This is a genomic window from Streptomyces sp. NRRL F-5122 (assembly GCF_001507435.1).
Classification (GTDB): Bacteria; Actinomycetota; Actinomycetes; order Streptomycetales; family Streptomycetaceae; genus Streptomyces; species Streptomyces lannensis.
On sequence record NZ_LMWH01000161.1, the window covers coordinates 95,934 to 111,976 of the forward strand.

Consider the following 16,043-nt stretch of genomic DNA (forward strand, 5'->3'; position numbering starts at 1 on the left):
CGGCGGGGACGACCCCGGCAGGGGTCGTCCCCGGACCTCACTTCACGCCCAGGATCTGCTCCACCGGGTCGATCGCGAAGTACACCAGGAACAGAGCCGACACACCCCACAGCAGCCAGTGGACCTCCTTGGCCTTGCCGAGGACGGCCTTGATGAGGACGTACGACAGGAAGCCGGCTCCGATGCCGTCGGTGATGGAGTAGGTGAACGGCATCGCGGCGATGGTCAGGAACGCCGGGATGGCGATCTCGTACCTGTCCCAGTCGATGTGCTTGACATGGGTCATCATCAGGAAGCCGACCGCGATCAGCGCGGGTGCCGCGGCCTGGAGCGGAACGATGGTCAGCAGCGGGGTGAGGAAGAGCGCGAGCCCGAAGAGGCCGCCGGTGACGAGGTTGGCGAATCCGGTGCGCGCGCCCTCGCCGACACCGGCCGCGGACTCGATGTAGGCGGTGTTGGACGAGCCGGAGGCGACACCGCCGGCCACCGCGGCGGCACCGTCGATGAACAGGACGCGGCCGATGCCCGGTACCTTGCCGTTCTCGTCGAGCAGCCCGGCTTCCGCGCTGATGCCGACGATGGTGCCCATGGCGTCGAAGAAGTCGGACAGGATCAGGGTGAAGACCAGCAGGACGGCGGTGAGCACGCCGGCCTTCCCGAAGCCGCCGAACAGGCTGAAGTGACCGACGAGGCCGAAGTCCGGGCTCGCCACGATCGTGTCGGGGACCTTGGGGGTGGTCAGGCCCCAGCTCTTGATGTCGGCCAGGGCGTCGATGACGATCGCGACGACCGTCATGGCCACGATGCTGATCAGGATCGCGCCCTTCACCTTGCGCGCCAGCAACGCGATGGTCAGCAGCACTCCGAGACAGAACACCAGCACGGGCCAGCCCGTCAGCCGGCCCACGGCGCCCAGTTGCACCGGCACGGTGCTGTTCGCGGCGTCGGGGATGCGGCTGACGAAGCCGGCGTCGACGAAGCCGATGAAGGCGATGAACAGCCCGATACCTACGCCGATGGCCTGCTTCAGCTGCTGCGGGATGGCGTTCATGATCGCTTCCCGTAGCCCGGTGAGGACCAGAACACAGATGACGATGCCTTCCAGGACGACGAGGCCCATGGCGTCCGCCCAGCTCATCAGCGGGGCGAGCTGGAAGGCGACGACCGCGTTGAGGCCGAGCCCGGCGGCGATGGCGAGCGGCAGATTGCCGCCGACGCCCATGATGACCGTCATGACGCACGCCACCAGGGCGGTGGCGGTGACCAGTTGGCCGGTGTCCAGCTGATGGCCGAACTTGTCCTTGGCGCTGCCCAGGATGATCGGATTCAGGACGAGGATGTAGGCCATGGTGAAGAACGTGGCGAAGCCGCCGCGTATCTCACGGCCGAAGGTGGAGCCGCGTTCGGAGATCCTGAAGAACCGGTCGACGCCGTTCGCCGCGGGGGGTGCGGCACTCGACCGGTCGGCCGCCTTCTGCGTTTCGGACATGGCGGTGCTCCTTGCTGCCTGGTGGACCGGTGCCGGATGCTGGCTGGATTGTTCCCCCGGTGAACCTGTTTCAGGTTTTCTCCGTGTTACGGAATCGGATTCCGCCCCGCACAGGAGGTCCGGTGCGCGGGAGCACCGTGCGCCTCAGCCCGCGTACGGGTCGGGCACCTCGCCGCGCCGGGCCAGGAACTCGAAGTCGCAGCCGGTGTCGGCCTGGGTGATCTGGCCGTTGTAGAGCACGCCGTAGCCGCGCTCGTAGCGCGCCGGGGGCGGGGTCCATCGTGCACGGCGGCGCTCCAGCTCCTCGTCGTCGACATGGAGCCGGAGGGTGCGCGCCTCGACGTCGAGCGTGATGCTGTCGCCGGTGCGTACGAGCGCCAGTGGGCCGCCGACATACGACTCCGGCGCCACATGCAGCACGCACGCGCCGTAACTCGTGCCGCTCATCCGGGAGTCGGAGATCCGGACCATGTCCCGCACGCCCTGCTTCAGCAGATGGCCGGGGATGGGCAGCATCCCGTACTCGGGCATCCCGGGTCCGCCCTTCGGACCAGCGTTGCGCAGCACCAGCACGCTGTCCGCGGTGATGCCGAGCGCCGGGTCGTCGATGGTCCGCTGCATCGTCCTGTAGTCGTCGAAGACGACCGCGGGCCCGGTGTGCGCGAGCAGGTGCGGCTTCGCGGCGATGTGCTTGATGACGGCACCGTCCGGGCACAGGTTGCCGCGCAGCACGGCGACCCCGCCCTCCTGCGCGACCGGGTTTTCGCGGGGCCGGATGACGTCGTCGTCGTGCACCCGGGCTCCCGCGATCTGCTCGCGCAGGGTGTCGTGGCAGACCGTCGGCCGGTCCAGGTGCAGCAGGTCCGGGATCCGGGACAGGAAGCCGGGCAGGCCGCCCGCGAAGTGGAAGTCCTCCATGAGATACCGCTCGCCGCCGGGCCGGATGTTGGCGAGCACGGGCGTCGTCCGCGCGATGCGGTCGAAGTCGTCGAGGGTGAGCGGGACTCCGGCCCGGCCGGCCATGGCGATCAGATGGATGACGGCGTTGGTGGAACCGCCGAGCCCGAGGACCGTGGTCACCGCGTCCTCGAAGGCCTCGCGCGTGAGGATGTGGCTCGGCCTGCGGTCCTGGAGCACGAGTTCCACGATCCGGCGTCCGGACGCGGCTGCCATGCGCTCGTGCCCGGAGTCGACGGCCGGGATGCTCGACGCACCGGGCACGGTCACCCCGAGGGCCTCGGCGGCAGCGGTGAGCGTGGACGCCGTGCCCATGGTCATGCAGTGCCCGGGCGAGCGGGCGAGCCCGCTCTCCAGCTCCGACATCTCGCAGTCGCCGATGAGTCCGGCACGCTTGTCGTCCCAGTACTTCCACATGTCGGTGCCCGAGCCGAGGACCTCACTGCGCCAGTGGCCCGGCAGCATGGGCCCGGCGGGCACGAACACGGCCGGCAGGTCGACGGAGGCGGCACCCATGAGGAGCGCGGGCGTGGACTTGTCGCAGCCGCCCATGAGCACGGCCCCGTCGACCGGATAGGAGCGCAGCAGTTCCTCGGTCTCCAGCGAGAGGAGGTTGCGGTAGAGCATGGGGGTCGGCTTCTGGAAGGTCTCACTGAGCGTGGAGACCGGGAACTCCAGCGGGAAGCCGCCGGCCTGCCACACGCCCCGCTTGACCGCCTGGGCCCGGTCCCGTAGATGGACGTGGCAGGGGTTGATGTCCGACCAGGTGTTCAGGATCGCGATGACGGGCTTGCCCAGGTGCTCCTCGGGGAGGTAGCCGAGCTGGCGGGTGCGGGCCCGGTGGCTGAAGGAGCGCAGCCCCTCGGTGCCGTACCACTGGTGGCTGCGGAGTTCCTCGGGCTTCCTCACAGGCACCACCCGGCGACGATGCGGGCGACCTCGGCGCGTGTCTGCTCGGGAAGCGTCCTGCTCGGCGGGCGCACGCTGCGGCGGCACAGGCCGAGCGAGGCGAGGGCGTCCTTGACGACGGCGACGTTGTCGGCGGACCCGTCGGCAGAGCGCAGTTCCTCGAAGCTGCGGATCCGCTCCCACACCTTCATGGCGGCCCGGTAGTCGCCGGACCGCAGCGCCGTGATCATGTTCAGCGACATCGCCGGGGCGACGTTCACCAGCCCGGAGGTGAAGCCGGTCGCGCCCGCCGAGAAGTAGGAGGGGGCGTACGGCTCGGCGAGGCCGGCCACCCACACGAAGCGGTCCAGGCCGGCGTCCCTCGCGAAGGCGGCGAACCGGGCGGCGTCCGGGACGGCGTACTTCACACCGATGACGTTCGGGCAGTGGTCGGCCAGCTCGGAGAGCCGGGAACCGTGCAGCCGGGCGTCGCGGACATAGGGGACCACCCCGAGGCCGGGCACCGCCTCGGCGATGGCGCGGTGGTAGTCGACCCACCCGGCGGGAGAGACATAGGGATGCGCGGGCTGATGGACCATCACCATTGCGGCGCCCCGCTCGGCGGCATGGCGGGCGGTGGCGACGGCGGTGGGCACATCGTGCCCGACACCGACGAGCACGGTGGCCGACTCCCCCGCCTCCTCGAGGGTCAGTTCGGTCACCGATCGCCGTTCCTCGGGCGTGAGGGCGTAGAACTCACCGGTGTTGCCGCCGGGGGTCAGGGTCCTGACACCGCCGTCCAGCAGCCGCCGCAGCAGCGCCCGGTGGACGTCCCGGTCGACGGTGCCGTCCTCGGCGAACGGGGTCACCGGGATCGCCACCACATCGGCCAGGGCCGCCCGCTGGGTGTCGAACGCGACGCCGCTCATCGCCGGCCCTCCTCTTCCCGGGTACCGGGGAACGCCCGGTGGAGGAACGACGCGATGTGGTCGTGCAGAGCGCTCGCGGCGCCGTCCGCGTCGCCCAGCCGGGCGAGCCGCAGGATCTCCCGGTGCTCGGCGGCCTCCACCGCCCAGGAGGGATCGGCGGCCCAGGCGACGGCGGAGACCAGGGCGGCCTGGTCGCGGACCTCGTCGAGCATCCGGCCGAGCAGCGGATTGCCGCAGGGCAGATACAGGGCGCGGTGGAACTCCCGGTTGGCCAGCGAGCGTTCGGCGGTGTCCGCCGCCGCGTCGGCCCGGTCCAGCGCGTCGCGCGCGGCGTCGAGCACGGCTCGTCGCCGCACCGAGCGGCGCAGTGCCTCCGGCTCGAGGAGCAGCCGGACGTCGTAGACCTCCCGTGCCATGTCCGCATCCACCGTGCGCACCGTGACGCCCTTGTACTGGCTCATCACGACGAGCCCGGTCCCCGCGAGCGTCTTGAGCGCCTCTCGTACGGGCGTCTTCGACACCCCGTAGTGCGCGGCGAGTTCGGTCTCGACCAGGGGCCGACCGGGCGAGAGCTGTCCGGTGAGGATGCGGTGCTTGATCCCCTCCAGCACGAACTGCGTGCGGGAGGGGATCGGTGTGGGCACAGAGGTCATGCACGCCTCTCGGGTCTCGTATATCGCGTCTCATATATGACGTATGAAGTACGACGCGATGAACCTAGGCGCGTGCGGGACGTCCGTCAACGCTCAGGACCAGGGAAGTCGGGACCCGGGAACCCTCGTGCTCCGCACCGCGGTTGCCCACCGTCCGGCAGGGAATCGGCACCGCTCACGACTTCCAGTCGGGGTCCCGTCCGCTGAGGCCGATCGCCCGGTCGAGCAGTGGGGCGTCGGCCGGAACGGGCACGACCGGACCGAACAGGCCGCCACCGCGGTCCGGGTCGTCGGCCGCGGCGGCCAGGAAGCCGTACGAGGCAATGAGCGCCCCCCGGTCCGGTTCGTACTCCTGGCCGGTGGCCCTGGCCAGGTCCCAGCCGTGGATCACCAGTTCGTCGGCCGCCACGGCGCCCGCGACCCGGCCCGGCAGAGCCACTCCACCGGCGCGGGTCTCACCCTCCCAGGCCGCGGGGTCACGCCAGGCCTCGGCCATCTGGTCGAGCGCCGACGGCAGTGCCTCGCGCCAGCCCGGCCCGATGTCCGGTTCGATGGCGTCCGGACCGGTGTCCGTGGTGGCGCCGAGATCCTTGCGCCCGGCGTCCCGGAACGCGACGGCCAGCCCCAGCAGATGGCCCAACAGGGTGCGCACCGTGAAGCCGGGGCAGGGCGTGGCGTCCAGGAGTTGTTCGTCGCGCACCCCGGCGGCGAGCCGGGCGACGATGCGCGTCTGCGGTCCGAGATCGACGATCGTGTCGGTCATTCTGTCCTCCGAGTCCTCTTCACTCGAGAGGTTGACCGACGCGGACCACCGAACTCATCGCTCCCGCGCCCTCCGTTTCAGGGAGCCGTGTGTTCCCTGACGGCCGCGCGCCGCCTGCCGCGCAGCAGATCACGTACCGAGGGCCCGCCGCGCAGGCACCACAGCGCGATCACCGGGTCGCAGATCGCGCAGCCCAACGAGGAGCCGTGGTCGAAGGGGACGATGGGGTTTCCCTTGAGGTGGTGCACGACGTCCCACCCGGTGTGCAGCAGCCAGCCGACGCCGATGAACGTCCATGACTCCAGGCCCCGGTAGGCGACACAGGTGACGAGGGCGGTGAACGCGAACTCCCAGCCGCCGAGACCGCCGCCGCTGAGATAGGCGGCGCCCGCTCCGGCGAGCATGACCGCGTTGACGCGCCGCCGGTGCGGTTCGCGCAGGAGGGACATGAGGACCGCATAGAGGACGCCGATGGCTACGGGCGCGAGATACTGCACGGGACTGCCTTTCCGGGGTCGTACGGGTGACGCGGCCGGCCGGCGCGGGGACGGCTCACCACGCTAGGTCCGCGCATCCGGGCTCCCCACGGGGATTAGTGACGGCCACCGACGGATTTCCGTCCGCGGGCCGCCCGCCGACCTGTCTTTTAGGGCACCTGCCCCATCCCGTGGGCACCTCCTTAGAACCACGATGACCAGGCATGACGACGACATGGTCCGGGGCGCGCCTGCTGCGCGACCGCAACGCAAGGCTGTATCTGACCCAGGTGGTGGTCTCCGGCTTCGGCACGTCGGCGCTGTGGCTGGTGTCCGGGGTGTGGGTCAAGGACCTCACGGGCTCGAACGGTCTGGCGGCGCTCTGCATCTTCGCCCTGTGGGCTCCGACCCTGGTCGGACCGCTGCTGGGCACGGTGGCCGACCGCATCCGGCGCAAGCCGCTGCTGATCGGTGTGAACCTGCTCCTGGCCGCCCTGGTGCTCGCCCTCGTCACCGTCGACTCCCCGGATCGCCTGTGGCTGCTGTTCGCGGTCCTGCTCGTCTACGGCGCCGCGGGCGTCGTCCAGGACGCGGCGGAGTCGGCGCTCGTCACCGCCGCCGTCGACCCCTCGCTGCTGGGCGACTTCAACGGGCTGCGGATGACGGCCAACGAGGGCATGAAGCTCGTGGCCCCGCTGGCCGGAGCGGGCCTCTACGCGGTGTACGGCGGCCCGGGCGTCGCGCTCCTGGACGCGGTCACCTTCGTGCTCGCCGCGGGTCTGTGCGCGCTGCTCCGCGTCCACGAGGACCGGCCGCGGCAGGCTTCGGGCGACTGGCGCGCGCAGACCGCCGAGGGCGCCCGCCATCTGTGGGCACATCCGCGACTGCGGCCCATGGTGCTGGCCGGCGGCGGCACCATGCTGTTCACGGGTGTCTGCGGAGCGCTCGTCTACGCCATTGTCGCGGGCCTCGGGCACTCCCCGGCCTACGCGGGTGTGCTCTACGCCGTCCAGGGCGTCGGCTCGGTGACGATCGGGCTGGTGTCCGGACCCGCGTTGCGGCTGCTGGGCGCCCATCTCTTCGGGGCCTGCGGGATCGCCCTCACGGCCGTCGCCGTTGCCGCACGGGCGGTCCCCTCCGACGCGGTGGCCGTGGCGTGCAGCCTGGCGAACGGTGCGGGGCTGCCCTGTGTGCTGATCGCCGCGCTCACCGCGGTGCAGCGCGAGACGCCGGGTGCGCTGCTGGGCCGAGCGACGGCCACGGCCAACACCCTGGTCTTCGCGCCGAACGTGATCGGGCTGGCCGCCGGAGCGGCGCTGGTCGAGCTGGTGGACTACCGGCCGCTGCTGGTCGCGCTGGGCCTGGCGCTGCTGGTCACGGCCGGGCTGCTGCTTCAGAGCCGCGCGAGGGCGTCCCGCACGGCCTCCAGGTCGCCGTCGGACGCCAACCCGGCGTGATAGAGCCGCAGTTCCGTGGCGCCCAGCTCCGCCGCCTCCCGCGCGTCGCGCTCCAGCGTCCGCGGTGCGCCGCCCATGCCGGAGACGACGGTGAAGTTGGCCGCGAGAACGGATCCCTCCCCGCCCTGCTCCGCGAACGGCACGAGCAGGCCCGCGCCGCCGGTGCAGGGCACCACCACCCCGTCCGCGACGGACAGGATGTGCGCGGGGTCGCCCCCCGCGTTCGCCCCGCAGTGGTGCCACGCCGGGTCCGCGTGCAGCAGCACCTGGAAGCCTTCGGGCGCGGCCGCGCGGACCGCCGCCACCGCCGCCTCCTGGAGGGAGCGCGCCACGTCCTCACGCCACGCGCGCGTGGCGGCCGCCCCGGACTCGCCGAGGAGCTTCTCGACGCCCGCCCAGCCACCGTCCGACGGCGCGCCGCGCCACACCGGTTCCAGCGCGGCGCGTACCGCCGCGGCCAGGGCTCCGGGGTCCGCACCCTGCGCCTCGTATCCCTCACGGCAGCTCTCGCAGAAGCACAGCGACATGAGGTAGTGCCCGGCGTCCCCGAGCGCCACTCCGCCGATCTTGTCGTGCGCGTGCAGATGGGCCAGGCCGTACCAGCCGAGCGACTCCAGCTCGGTGCCGCGCGCCCCGGGCCGCACGGCCGCCTCGGCGGCGAGGTCGACGAGGTACGCGCGCGTGTCCGGCTGGGCGATGCACGGCGCCCACGGATAGCGGTCGCCGTAGGCGCTGACCACGGAGGTGCCCGGATGTTCCTCCCCGAGCCGTGAGTTGTGCGCCAGCACGACCCAGGTGTGCACCTCGAGACCCGCGCCGGCGAGCGCCTCGGATGCCGCCCCGAACGCATCACCCGGGGCCCACTCCCCGGCCGGGTACGGACGCGGGACGCGACCCTCCCAGCGCGCGTCCGGCGGGTAGAGCACGGCAGCGTGGCGGGCCGTCACGATGCGGTGGCGCGGATGCCGGGGGGTGAGCGCACGGGTGGAGTGGTACGCCGAGGCCAGCGTCGCCTGCCGTACCCCCAGGGCTGCCACGCGGTCCGCGGCCCGCGGGTCCCCGACGACGTCCCAGGGGTAGAGGAACGCCGAGGCCTTCACGCGCCCTCCCGCAGCAGTTCGTAGCCGTGATCGATCAGCCCGGCGAGTTGTTTGACGTGGTCCTCGGAGGGTTCGTGCAGCGGCGGCCGCACCTCGCCGACGTCGAGGCCGCGCAGACGCACCCCCGCCTTGACGAGCGAGACGGCGTATCCGCGGCCCTGGGCGCGCAGTTCGACGAACGGGCGGTAGAACCCGTCGAGGAGCCGGTGGGCGGTGGTGTCGTCGCCGGTGCCCAGCGCCCTGTGGAAGGCGAGGGCGATCTCCGGGACGAAGCAGAACACGGCGGAGGAGTAGAGCGAGATGCCGATGCCGCGGTAGGCGAGCTGGGTCTGCTCGGCGGTCGGCAGTCCGTTGAAGTAGAGGAAGTCGTCCGGGCCCTCGGTCCGTACGGTGCTCACGATGCGCTGCATCAGGTCCAGGTCGCCGAGCCCGTCCTTGAAGCCGATGACGCCGTCGGTGCGGGCCAGCTCGACCACCGTCCGGGGTGTGAACACGGCGTTGTCGCGCTGGTAGACGATGGTCGGCAACGAGGTCGACGCGGCCAGCTCACGGTAGTGCCGCAGCAGTCCCTCCTGCCCGGCGAGCACAAGATAGGGAGGCATGGCGAGCAGCCCGTCCGCTCCGGCCTCCTCGGCCAGCCCGGCGTAGCGCCGGGCGAGCGCGGTCCCGTAGCCCGCGCCGGCCACGACCGGCACCCGCCCCTCCGCCGCCTCGACGGCCGCACGGACGCACGCCTGGAACTCCTCGGGCGTGAGCGCGTGGAACTCGCCCGTGCCGCAGCACGCGAAGACGGCCGCGGCGCCCGCCTCGACGCCCGCGCGGACATGCGCGCGGTAGACGTCGAGGGCGACGGAGCCGTCCGGTCCGTACGCCGTCACGGGGAAGAACAGCGGCCCACTGGGGATGCTGAGGCGAGCGGCAAGAGGGGCTGGCGACACGGGCTCTCCCTTGAACAGGGGCTCATATGTGGACCGGACCTCGTACTCGGTGCACGTTTCTGATCCATGTCCATGTCTCTGAACGCGCTTACGCTACGGGGCCTCTCGCGGCAGGTCAAGCGCACAAACGGGCAACTCAGCAGCGGATTCCGCCTCCTCGCGCGACACTTGACGGGTCACGCGAACGCTTCGTAGCGTGTCTATGAGTGTGAATGCTGTACATGAATGCGGCCGCTGCCTCCAGAAGTGAACCCCCGGGGTGCCCCGGAGGCGCACGAGCCGAGGACAAGGAGACCCGAGGATGCCCGCTCCCCGCACCGTTCTGCTCACCGGCGCCGCCGGCGGACTCGGCACTCTGATGCGGGGTCTGCTGCCCCGGTACGGCTACGAGCTGCGGCTCCTCGACCTCCGGCCGATCGAGGGCGAGCCGGACGCGATCATCGCCGACCTCGCCGACCGGGAGGCCCTGCGCGAGGCGGTGCGCGGCGTCGACGCGATCGTCCACCTCGCGGGCATCTCCCTGGAGTCCACGTTCGAGAAGATCCTCAAGGCCAACATCGAGGGCACTTACCACCTGTACGAGGCAGCCCGCGAGGAAGGCGTGCGCCGGATCGTGTTCGCCTCCTCCAACCACGCCGTCGGCTTCGTCCCGCGCCCCCGGGGCGACGACCCGCTGATCCCGATCGACACCCCGCGCCGGCCCGACACCTTCTACGGACTGTCCAAGTCCTTCGGCGAGGACCTCGCCCAGCTCTACTGGGACAAGCACGGGCTGGAAACGGTCTCCGTACGCATCGGCTCCTGCTTCCCCGAGCCGACCAGCGTCCGCATGCTCTCGGTCTGGATGAGCCCCGAGGACGGCGCCCGGCTCTTCCACGCGGCCCTGACCGCCGAGCGCGTGGGGCACACGGTCGTCTACGGATCGTCCGCGAACACCCGCCTGTGGTGGGACCTGACCACCGCCCGGGCGCTCGGCTACGAGCCGAGGGACGACTCCGAGCCCTTCGCCGAGAAGCTCGTCGCCGAGCAGGGTGAGCTGGAGGAGGGCAACCCGGCCCACGAACGTCTGGGCGGCCACTTCGTCACGGACCCGCCGATCTGGCCGTACTGACCGGGCACGGCAGGAGCGGGCGGGCACCGAACGGGCCCGCCCGCTCCGCTTTTCGGGCACCGGTGCTGCCCGATCCCACCCGCCGCCCCGCTCCCGCGCAGGTCCGAGACGGGCGCACGGTGAGCCGTTCGGGCGGGATCGGGCACAGTCGGGCACGCAACAGGCCTGGTCACCGTCGCGCACCGGCTGTAGAACATCCCCCAAGGACCCCACGGGGCCCGAACGGGCACAGCACGCAGCACGGTGAAAGGCAGGTGTGGGCGATGACGGCGAAGACGGCGGAGGAACGTCAACGCGAGATCGTCAAGGCCGCCCGCCGCACGGGTTCGGTCGACGTCACCTCGCTCGCCACGGAACTGGGCGTCGCCAAGGAGACCGTGCGTCGCGATCTGCGCGCCCTGGAGGACCACGGGCTGGTCCGCCGCACCCACGGCGGCGCCTATCCCGTGGAGAGCGCCGGCTTCGAGACGACCCTCGCCTTCCGCGCCACCAGCCATGTGCCCGAGAAACGCCGTATCGCGGCCGCCGCGGCCGAGCTGCTGGGGGATGCCGAGACCGTCTTCGTGGACGAGGGCTTCACCCCCCAGCTCATCGCCGAGGCGCTGCCACGGGACCGGCCGTTGACGGTGGTGACCGCATCCCTGGCCACCGCGGGTGCGCTCGCGGAGGCCGAGAACACGACCGTCCTGCTGCTGGGCGGCCGGGTGCGCTCCGGCACCCTCGCCACCGTGGACCACTGGACGACGAAGATGCTGGCCGGGTTCGTCGTCGACCTGGCGTTCATCGGCGCCAACGGCATCTCCCGCGAGCACGGGCTGACCACACCGGACCCCGCGGTCAGCGAGGTCAAGGCCCAGGCCATCCGCGCCTCCCGGCGCACGGTCTTCGCGGGTGTGCACACCAAATTCGGGGCGGTGAGCTTCTGCCGCTTCGCGGAGGTCGGCGCCTTGGAGGCGATCGTCACGAGCACACTGCTGCCGGCCTCCGAGGCGCACCGCTACTCGTTGCTCGGCCCTCAGGTCATCCGGGTCTGAGAGGGCCCGAGGACATCTGAAAAGCACCACCCACTCCCCAAGGGACGCATTCACGCCGATCGCGCCCCTTATCTCCCCATACGTCCAGGAGCGATCCATGCGCACCCAGAGCCGACGGAGGCCGCGAGCGATGCTCGCCACGGCCGCCGCAGGGACGCTGCTCGCCCCGCTTCTCTCCGGCTGCTGGGTCGGGGCGGGCGGGTCCGGTTCCGGCGGCAACTCCATCAATGTGCTGATGGTCAACAACCCGCAGATGGTGGAACTGCAGAAACTCACCGCCGCGCACTTCACGAAGGAGACCGGCATCAAGGTGAACTTCACCGTCCTGCCGGAGAACGACGTCCGCGACAAGATCAGCCAGGACTTCGCCAACCAGGCGGGCCAGTACGACGTCGCCACCCTGAGCAACTACGAGATACCGATCTACGCCCGCAACGGCTGGCTGCACGAGATGGACTCGTACGTCTCCGCGGACCGCGCCTACGACGAGCAGGACGTCCTCAAGCCGATGCGACAGTCCCTGACGGGGGACGACGGCAAGCTCTACGGGCAGCCCTTCTACGGCGAGTCGTCGTTCCTGATGTACCGCAAGGACGTCTTCGCCGAGAAGGGGCTGACGATGCCGGCCCACCCCACCTGGCAGCAGGTGGCCGATCTCGCCGCGAAGGCGGACGGCGCGAAGCCCGGGATGCGGGGCATCTGCCTGCGCGGACTGCCCGGCTGGGGCGAACTCATGGCTCCGCTCACCACGGTGGTGAACACCTTCGGCGGCACCTGGTTCGACAAGGGCTGGAAAGCGCACCTGAACTCGCCCGAGTTCGAGAAGGCGACGAAGTTCTATGTCGACCTGGTCCGTGAGCACGGCGAATCGGGCGCCGCCCAGTCCGGCTTCGCCGAGTGCCTGAACAACATGACCCAGGGCAAGGTCGCCATGTGGTACGACGCCACCTCCGCGGCCGGCCTCCTGGAAGCGCCCGACTCACCCGTCAAGGGCACGCTCGGCTACGCCCCCGCGCCGGTAGAGAAGACGCAGAACTCCGGCTGGCTCTACACCTGGGCCTGGGGTCTGCAGAAGGCGTCACGGAACCCGGACAAGGCCTGGAAGTTCGTCTCCTGGGCGTCCGGCAAGGAGTACGAGCAGCTCGTCGGTGACACCAGCGGCTGGGCCAACGTGCCCGCAGGCAAGCGCGCCTCCACGTACGAGAACGCGGCCTACCGCAAGGAGGCGGCCTCCTTCCAGGACATGACCCGCGAGGCCATCGAGGGCGCCCGGCCCACCGACCCCGGGGTCCAGCCGCGCCCCGCGCCCGGCATCCAGTTCGTCGGCATCCCCGAGTTCACCGACCTCGGTACCAAGGTCTCCCAGGAGATCAGCGCGGCCATCGCCGGGCGTCAGTCCGTCGAGTCGGCCCTGGACAAGTCCCAGAAGCTCGCCGAGCAGATCGCCAAGGAGTACGAGGGACGATGACCGCCACCACCACGGCCTCCATGGCCGCGACACCCGCACGCACCGCCCGTCCGCCCTCCGCCCGGCTGCGCTCCTGGGCCACCAGGGCGCCGCTTCTGCCGGCCCTGATCTTCATGATCGTCGTGACCCAGCTGCCCTTCGTGGCCACGCTGGTGATCTCGTTCTTCGACTGGAACGCCCTGTACCCCAAGGCGCGCCACTTCACGGGGCTCGACAACTACCACCAGGTCCTGACCGACCCCGACCTGCGCCACTCGGTGTGGACGACGGTCCTGCTGACCGTCGCGGTGGTCCTGGTCAGCCTGATCCTCGGCCTCGGTCTCGCGCTCCTGCTGGACCGCAGGTTCCGCGGCCGGGGCATCGTCCGCACCCTGCTGATCGCCCCTTTCCTGGTGGTCCCGGTCGCCGCCGCCCTGCTGTGGAAGCACGTGCTCTACAACCCCGAATACGGCCTGCTGAACGGTCTGCTGCACTACGTGGGCGGCCCCCAGCCGGACTGGATCTCGAACACCCCACTCCTCGCGGTCGAGGCCTCGCTGGTCTGGCAGTGGACGCCGTTCATGATGCTGATCCTGCTGGCCGGCCTGCAGAGCCGCGACCATCAGCAGATCGAGGCGGCACGGGTGGACGGCGCGAGCGACTGGCAGATCTTCCGCCATCTGACACTGCCCCACCTGCGCCGCTACCTCGAACTCGGCGCCCTGCTCGGCTCGATCTACATCGTGCAGAACTTCGACGCGGTGTTCACGCTCACCTCCGGAGGCCTGGGCACCGCGAACCTGCCCTACACCGTCTACCAGAGCTTCTACCAGGCCCACGAGAACGGCCTCGCCTCGGCCGCCGGCGTCTTGGTCGTCATCGGCTCCATCGTCATCGCGACCTTCGCCCTGCGCGTGGTGTCGTCCCTGTTCCGCGAGGAGGTGTCCCGCGCATGAGCGCCGTCGCCGTACGCATTCGCCGCCGCCGCGGAGCGGGCCTCGGCCTGCTGGCCTGGCTGATCGGTCTGCTGTTCTTCCTGCCCATCGCCTGGATGGCCCTGACGTCGTTCCACTCGGAGGCCGACGCCGCGACGAACCCGCCGTCCTTCGGCGCCGCCCTGACCCTGGACGGCTACCGGGACTTCTTCGGCGTGGGCGGCGGGGCGAGCCCCTGGCCCGCACTGATCAACTCGACCGTGGCGTCGCTGGTGTCGACGCTGTGCGTCCTGCTGCTGGCCCTCCCCGCGGCCTACGCGCTCTCCGTCCGCCGGGTGAAGAAGTGGACGGACGTCCTGTTCTTCTTCCTCTCCACCAAGATGCTCCCGGTGGTGGCGGGGCTGCTGCCGATCTACCTGTTCGCGAAGAACGCCGGGATGCTGGACAACATCTGGCTCCTGGTCATCCTCTACACCTCGATGAACCTCCCCATCGCGGTGTGGATGATGCAGTCGTTCCTCGCCGAGGTCCCGGTGGCGGTGATCGAGGCGGCACAGATCGACGGTGCCCGGCTGCCGACCGTCCTGGCCCGTGTGGTGGCTCCGATTGCGCTGCCCGGCATCGCCGCAACCGCCCTGATCTGCTTCATCTTCAGCTGGAACGAACTGCTCTTCGCCCGGGTGCTCACGGGCGTGGTCGCCGAGACCGCCCCCGTCTTCCTGACCGGCTTCATCACCAGTCAGGGCCTGTTCCTGGCGAAGGTGTGCGCCGCGTCGCTCGTCATCTCCCTGCCGGTGCTCGCCGCGGGATTCGCCGCCCAGGACAAGCTGGTCCAGGGCCTGTCGTTGGGAGCCGTGAAATGAAGGCCGCCGTCATCGAGTCCGTGGGCCACGCCGTCGTCTCCGAGGTCCCCGACCCGGCACCCGGGCCCCGCGAGGTCGTCGTCGAGGTCGCGGCCTGCGGTCTGTGCGGCACGGATCTGCACATCCTCCAGGGCGAGTTCGCGCCCAAGCTGCCGATCGTGCCGGGACACGAGTTCGCGGGCGAAGTGGTCGCGGTGGGGACCCAGGTCACCGAGGTGTCCGTCGGCGACCAGGTGGCCGTGGACCCGTCGCTGTACTGCTACGAGTGCCGGTACTGCCGTACCGGCCACAACAACCTCTGCGAGCGGTGGGCGGCCATCGGCGTGACGACGGCCGGCGGGGCGGCGCAGTACGCGGTGGCCCCGGTCGCCAACTGCGTGAAGCTCCCCGAGCACATCCGCACCGAGGACGCGGCGCTGATCGAACCGCTGTCCTGCGCGGTGCGCGGCTACGACGTCCTGCAGTCCCGTCTCGGCGCGCACGTCCTCGTCTACGGCTCCGGGACCATGGGCCTGATGATGCTGGAGCTGGCCAAGCGGACGGGCGCGGCGAGCGTGGACGTGGTCGACCTGAACCCGGCACGCCTGGAGACCGCGCAGCGGCTGGGCGTCTCGGCGACCGCCGCGAGCGCGGACGAACTGGACCGTCCGCAGGGCTGGGACGTGGTGGTGGACGCCACGGGCAACGCCGCCGCGATCCAGGACGGCCTCGGGCGGGTGGCGAAGGCGGGCACCTTCCTGCAGTTCGGCGTGGCGGACTACGCGACGCGGGTCACCATCGACCCCTACCGGATCTACAACCAGGAGATCACGATCACCGGCTCGATGGCGGTGCTGCACAGCTACGAGCGGGCGGCGGAGCTGTTCGCGGGCGGTGTGCTCGATCCCGAGATCTTCATCAGCGACCGGATCCCGCTGGAGCGCTATCCGCAGGCGCTGGAGCAGTTCGCGGCGGGGGTGGGACGCAAGATCGTGGTGGTGCCGTAGCGTCGCGGGCAGGGGGG

15 protein-coding genes are annotated in these 16,043 nt (G+C 70.9%); 7 read left to right on the forward strand and 8 right to left on the reverse strand.

Features of this window, described 5'->3' with window-relative positions; translation table 11 throughout:
• Window positions 1-37 precede the first annotated feature (37 nt).
• From ADL25_RS17840 to ADL25_RS17865, 6 genes are all read right to left on the reverse strand, one after another.
• Window positions 38-1,489 (reverse strand): NCS2 family permease, encoded by a 1,452-nt coding sequence (locus tag ADL25_RS17840; RefSeq protein WP_059128742.1) that lies wholly within the window; start codon window positions 1,487-1,489, stop codon window positions 38-40.
• 144 nt (window positions 1,490-1,633) lie between these two features.
• The gene (gene araD / locus ADL25_RS17845; protein WP_420711344.1) at window positions 1,634-3,355 is read right to left on the reverse strand and encodes an L-arabinonate dehydratase; all 1,722 of its coding nucleotides are present in this window, start codon (window positions 3,353-3,355) and stop codon (window positions 1,634-1,636) included.
• On the reverse strand, window positions 3,352-4,263 hold the full coding sequence (locus ADL25_RS17850) for a dihydrodipicolinate synthase family protein (RefSeq protein WP_059128744.1): 912 nt from the start codon (window positions 4,261-4,263) through the stop codon (window positions 3,352-3,354). The genes araD and ADL25_RS17850 overlap by 4 nt, the downstream gene beginning before the upstream one ends.
• A complete protein-coding gene (locus ADL25_RS17855) occupies window positions 4,260-4,916 on the reverse strand; it encodes a GntR family transcriptional regulator (RefSeq protein ID WP_059128745.1) in 657 nt (218 codons plus the stop codon). The genes ADL25_RS17850 and ADL25_RS17855 overlap by 4 nt, the downstream gene beginning before the upstream one ends.
• Before the next feature lie 175 nt (window positions 4,917-5,091).
• Window positions 5,092-5,679 (reverse strand): TIGR03086 family metal-binding protein, encoded by a 588-nt coding sequence (locus ADL25_RS17860; RefSeq protein ID WP_059128746.1) that lies wholly within the window; start codon window positions 5,677-5,679, stop codon window positions 5,092-5,094.
• Between the two features lie 77 nt (window positions 5,680-5,756).
• A complete protein-coding gene (locus ADL25_RS17865; protein WP_059128747.1) occupies window positions 5,757-6,176 on the reverse strand; it encodes a DUF6010 family protein in 420 nt (139 codons plus the stop codon).
• Window positions 6,177-6,379: 203 nt separating this feature from the next.
• On the opposite strand from ADL25_RS17865, the gene ADL25_RS17870 reads away from it, so the two are divergent.
• Window positions 6,380-7,612, forward strand: coding sequence for an MFS transporter (locus ADL25_RS17870; RefSeq protein WP_059128748.1), 1,233 nt, complete (start codon window positions 6,380-6,382; stop codon window positions 7,610-7,612).
• Here ADL25_RS17870 and ADL25_RS17875 read toward each other — a convergent pair.
• Together ADL25_RS17875 and ADL25_RS17880 are read right to left on the reverse strand one after the other, a co-directional pair.
• Window positions 7,549-8,712: a hypothetical protein gene (locus tag ADL25_RS17875; RefSeq protein ID WP_059128749.1), complete on the reverse strand. Its 1,164-nt coding sequence runs from the start codon at window positions 8,710-8,712 to the stop codon at window positions 7,549-7,551. The two genes, ADL25_RS17870 and ADL25_RS17875, sit on opposite strands and share 64 nt — an antisense overlap.
• Complete coding sequence (locus ADL25_RS17880) at window positions 8,709-9,650, reverse strand: 5-dehydro-4-deoxyglucarate dehydratase (protein WP_059128750.1); 942 nt, start codon at window positions 9,648-9,650, stop codon at window positions 8,709-8,711. Before ADL25_RS17880 ends, ADL25_RS17875 begins: the two co-directional genes overlap by 4 nt.
• A 301-nt stretch (window positions 9,651-9,951) precedes the next feature.
• Here ADL25_RS17880 and ADL25_RS17885 point away from each other — a divergent pair, with 301 nt between their 5' ends.
• The 6 genes from ADL25_RS17885 to ADL25_RS17910 all read left to right on the forward strand — a co-directional run bounded on the left by ADL25_RS17885 (window position 9,952) and on the right by ADL25_RS17910 (window position 16,026).
• Window positions 9,952-10,761, forward strand: a complete 810-nt coding sequence (locus ADL25_RS17885; RefSeq protein WP_059128751.1) for an NAD-dependent epimerase/dehydratase family protein — start codon at window positions 9,952-9,954, stop codon at window positions 10,759-10,761.
• A gap of 263 nt (window positions 10,762-11,024) precedes the next feature.
• Window positions 11,025-11,795: a DeoR/GlpR family DNA-binding transcription regulator gene (locus tag ADL25_RS17890; protein ID WP_059128752.1), complete on the forward strand. Its 771-nt coding sequence runs from the start codon at window positions 11,025-11,027 to the stop codon at window positions 11,793-11,795.
• A gap of 97 nt (window positions 11,796-11,892) precedes the next feature.
• On the forward strand, window positions 11,893-13,263 hold the full coding sequence (locus ADL25_RS17895; protein ID WP_059128753.1) for an ABC transporter substrate-binding protein: 1,371 nt from the start codon (window positions 11,893-11,895) through the stop codon (window positions 13,261-13,263).
• Window positions 13,260-14,198, forward strand: a complete 939-nt coding sequence (locus tag ADL25_RS17900; RefSeq protein WP_059128754.1) for a carbohydrate ABC transporter permease — start codon at window positions 13,260-13,262, stop codon at window positions 14,196-14,198. Before ADL25_RS17895 ends, ADL25_RS17900 begins: the two co-directional genes overlap by 4 nt.
• The gene (locus ADL25_RS17905) at window positions 14,195-15,040 is read left to right on the forward strand and encodes a carbohydrate ABC transporter permease (RefSeq protein WP_059128755.1); all 846 of its coding nucleotides are present in this window, start codon (window positions 14,195-14,197) and stop codon (window positions 15,038-15,040) included. The genes ADL25_RS17900 and ADL25_RS17905 overlap by 4 nt, the downstream gene beginning before the upstream one ends.
• Window positions 15,037-16,026 (forward strand): zinc-dependent alcohol dehydrogenase family protein, encoded by a 990-nt coding sequence (locus ADL25_RS17910; protein ID WP_059128756.1) that lies wholly within the window; start codon window positions 15,037-15,039, stop codon window positions 16,024-16,026. Before ADL25_RS17905 ends, ADL25_RS17910 begins: the two co-directional genes overlap by 4 nt.
• The last annotated feature ends 17 nt before the right edge of the window (window positions 16,027-16,043 follow it).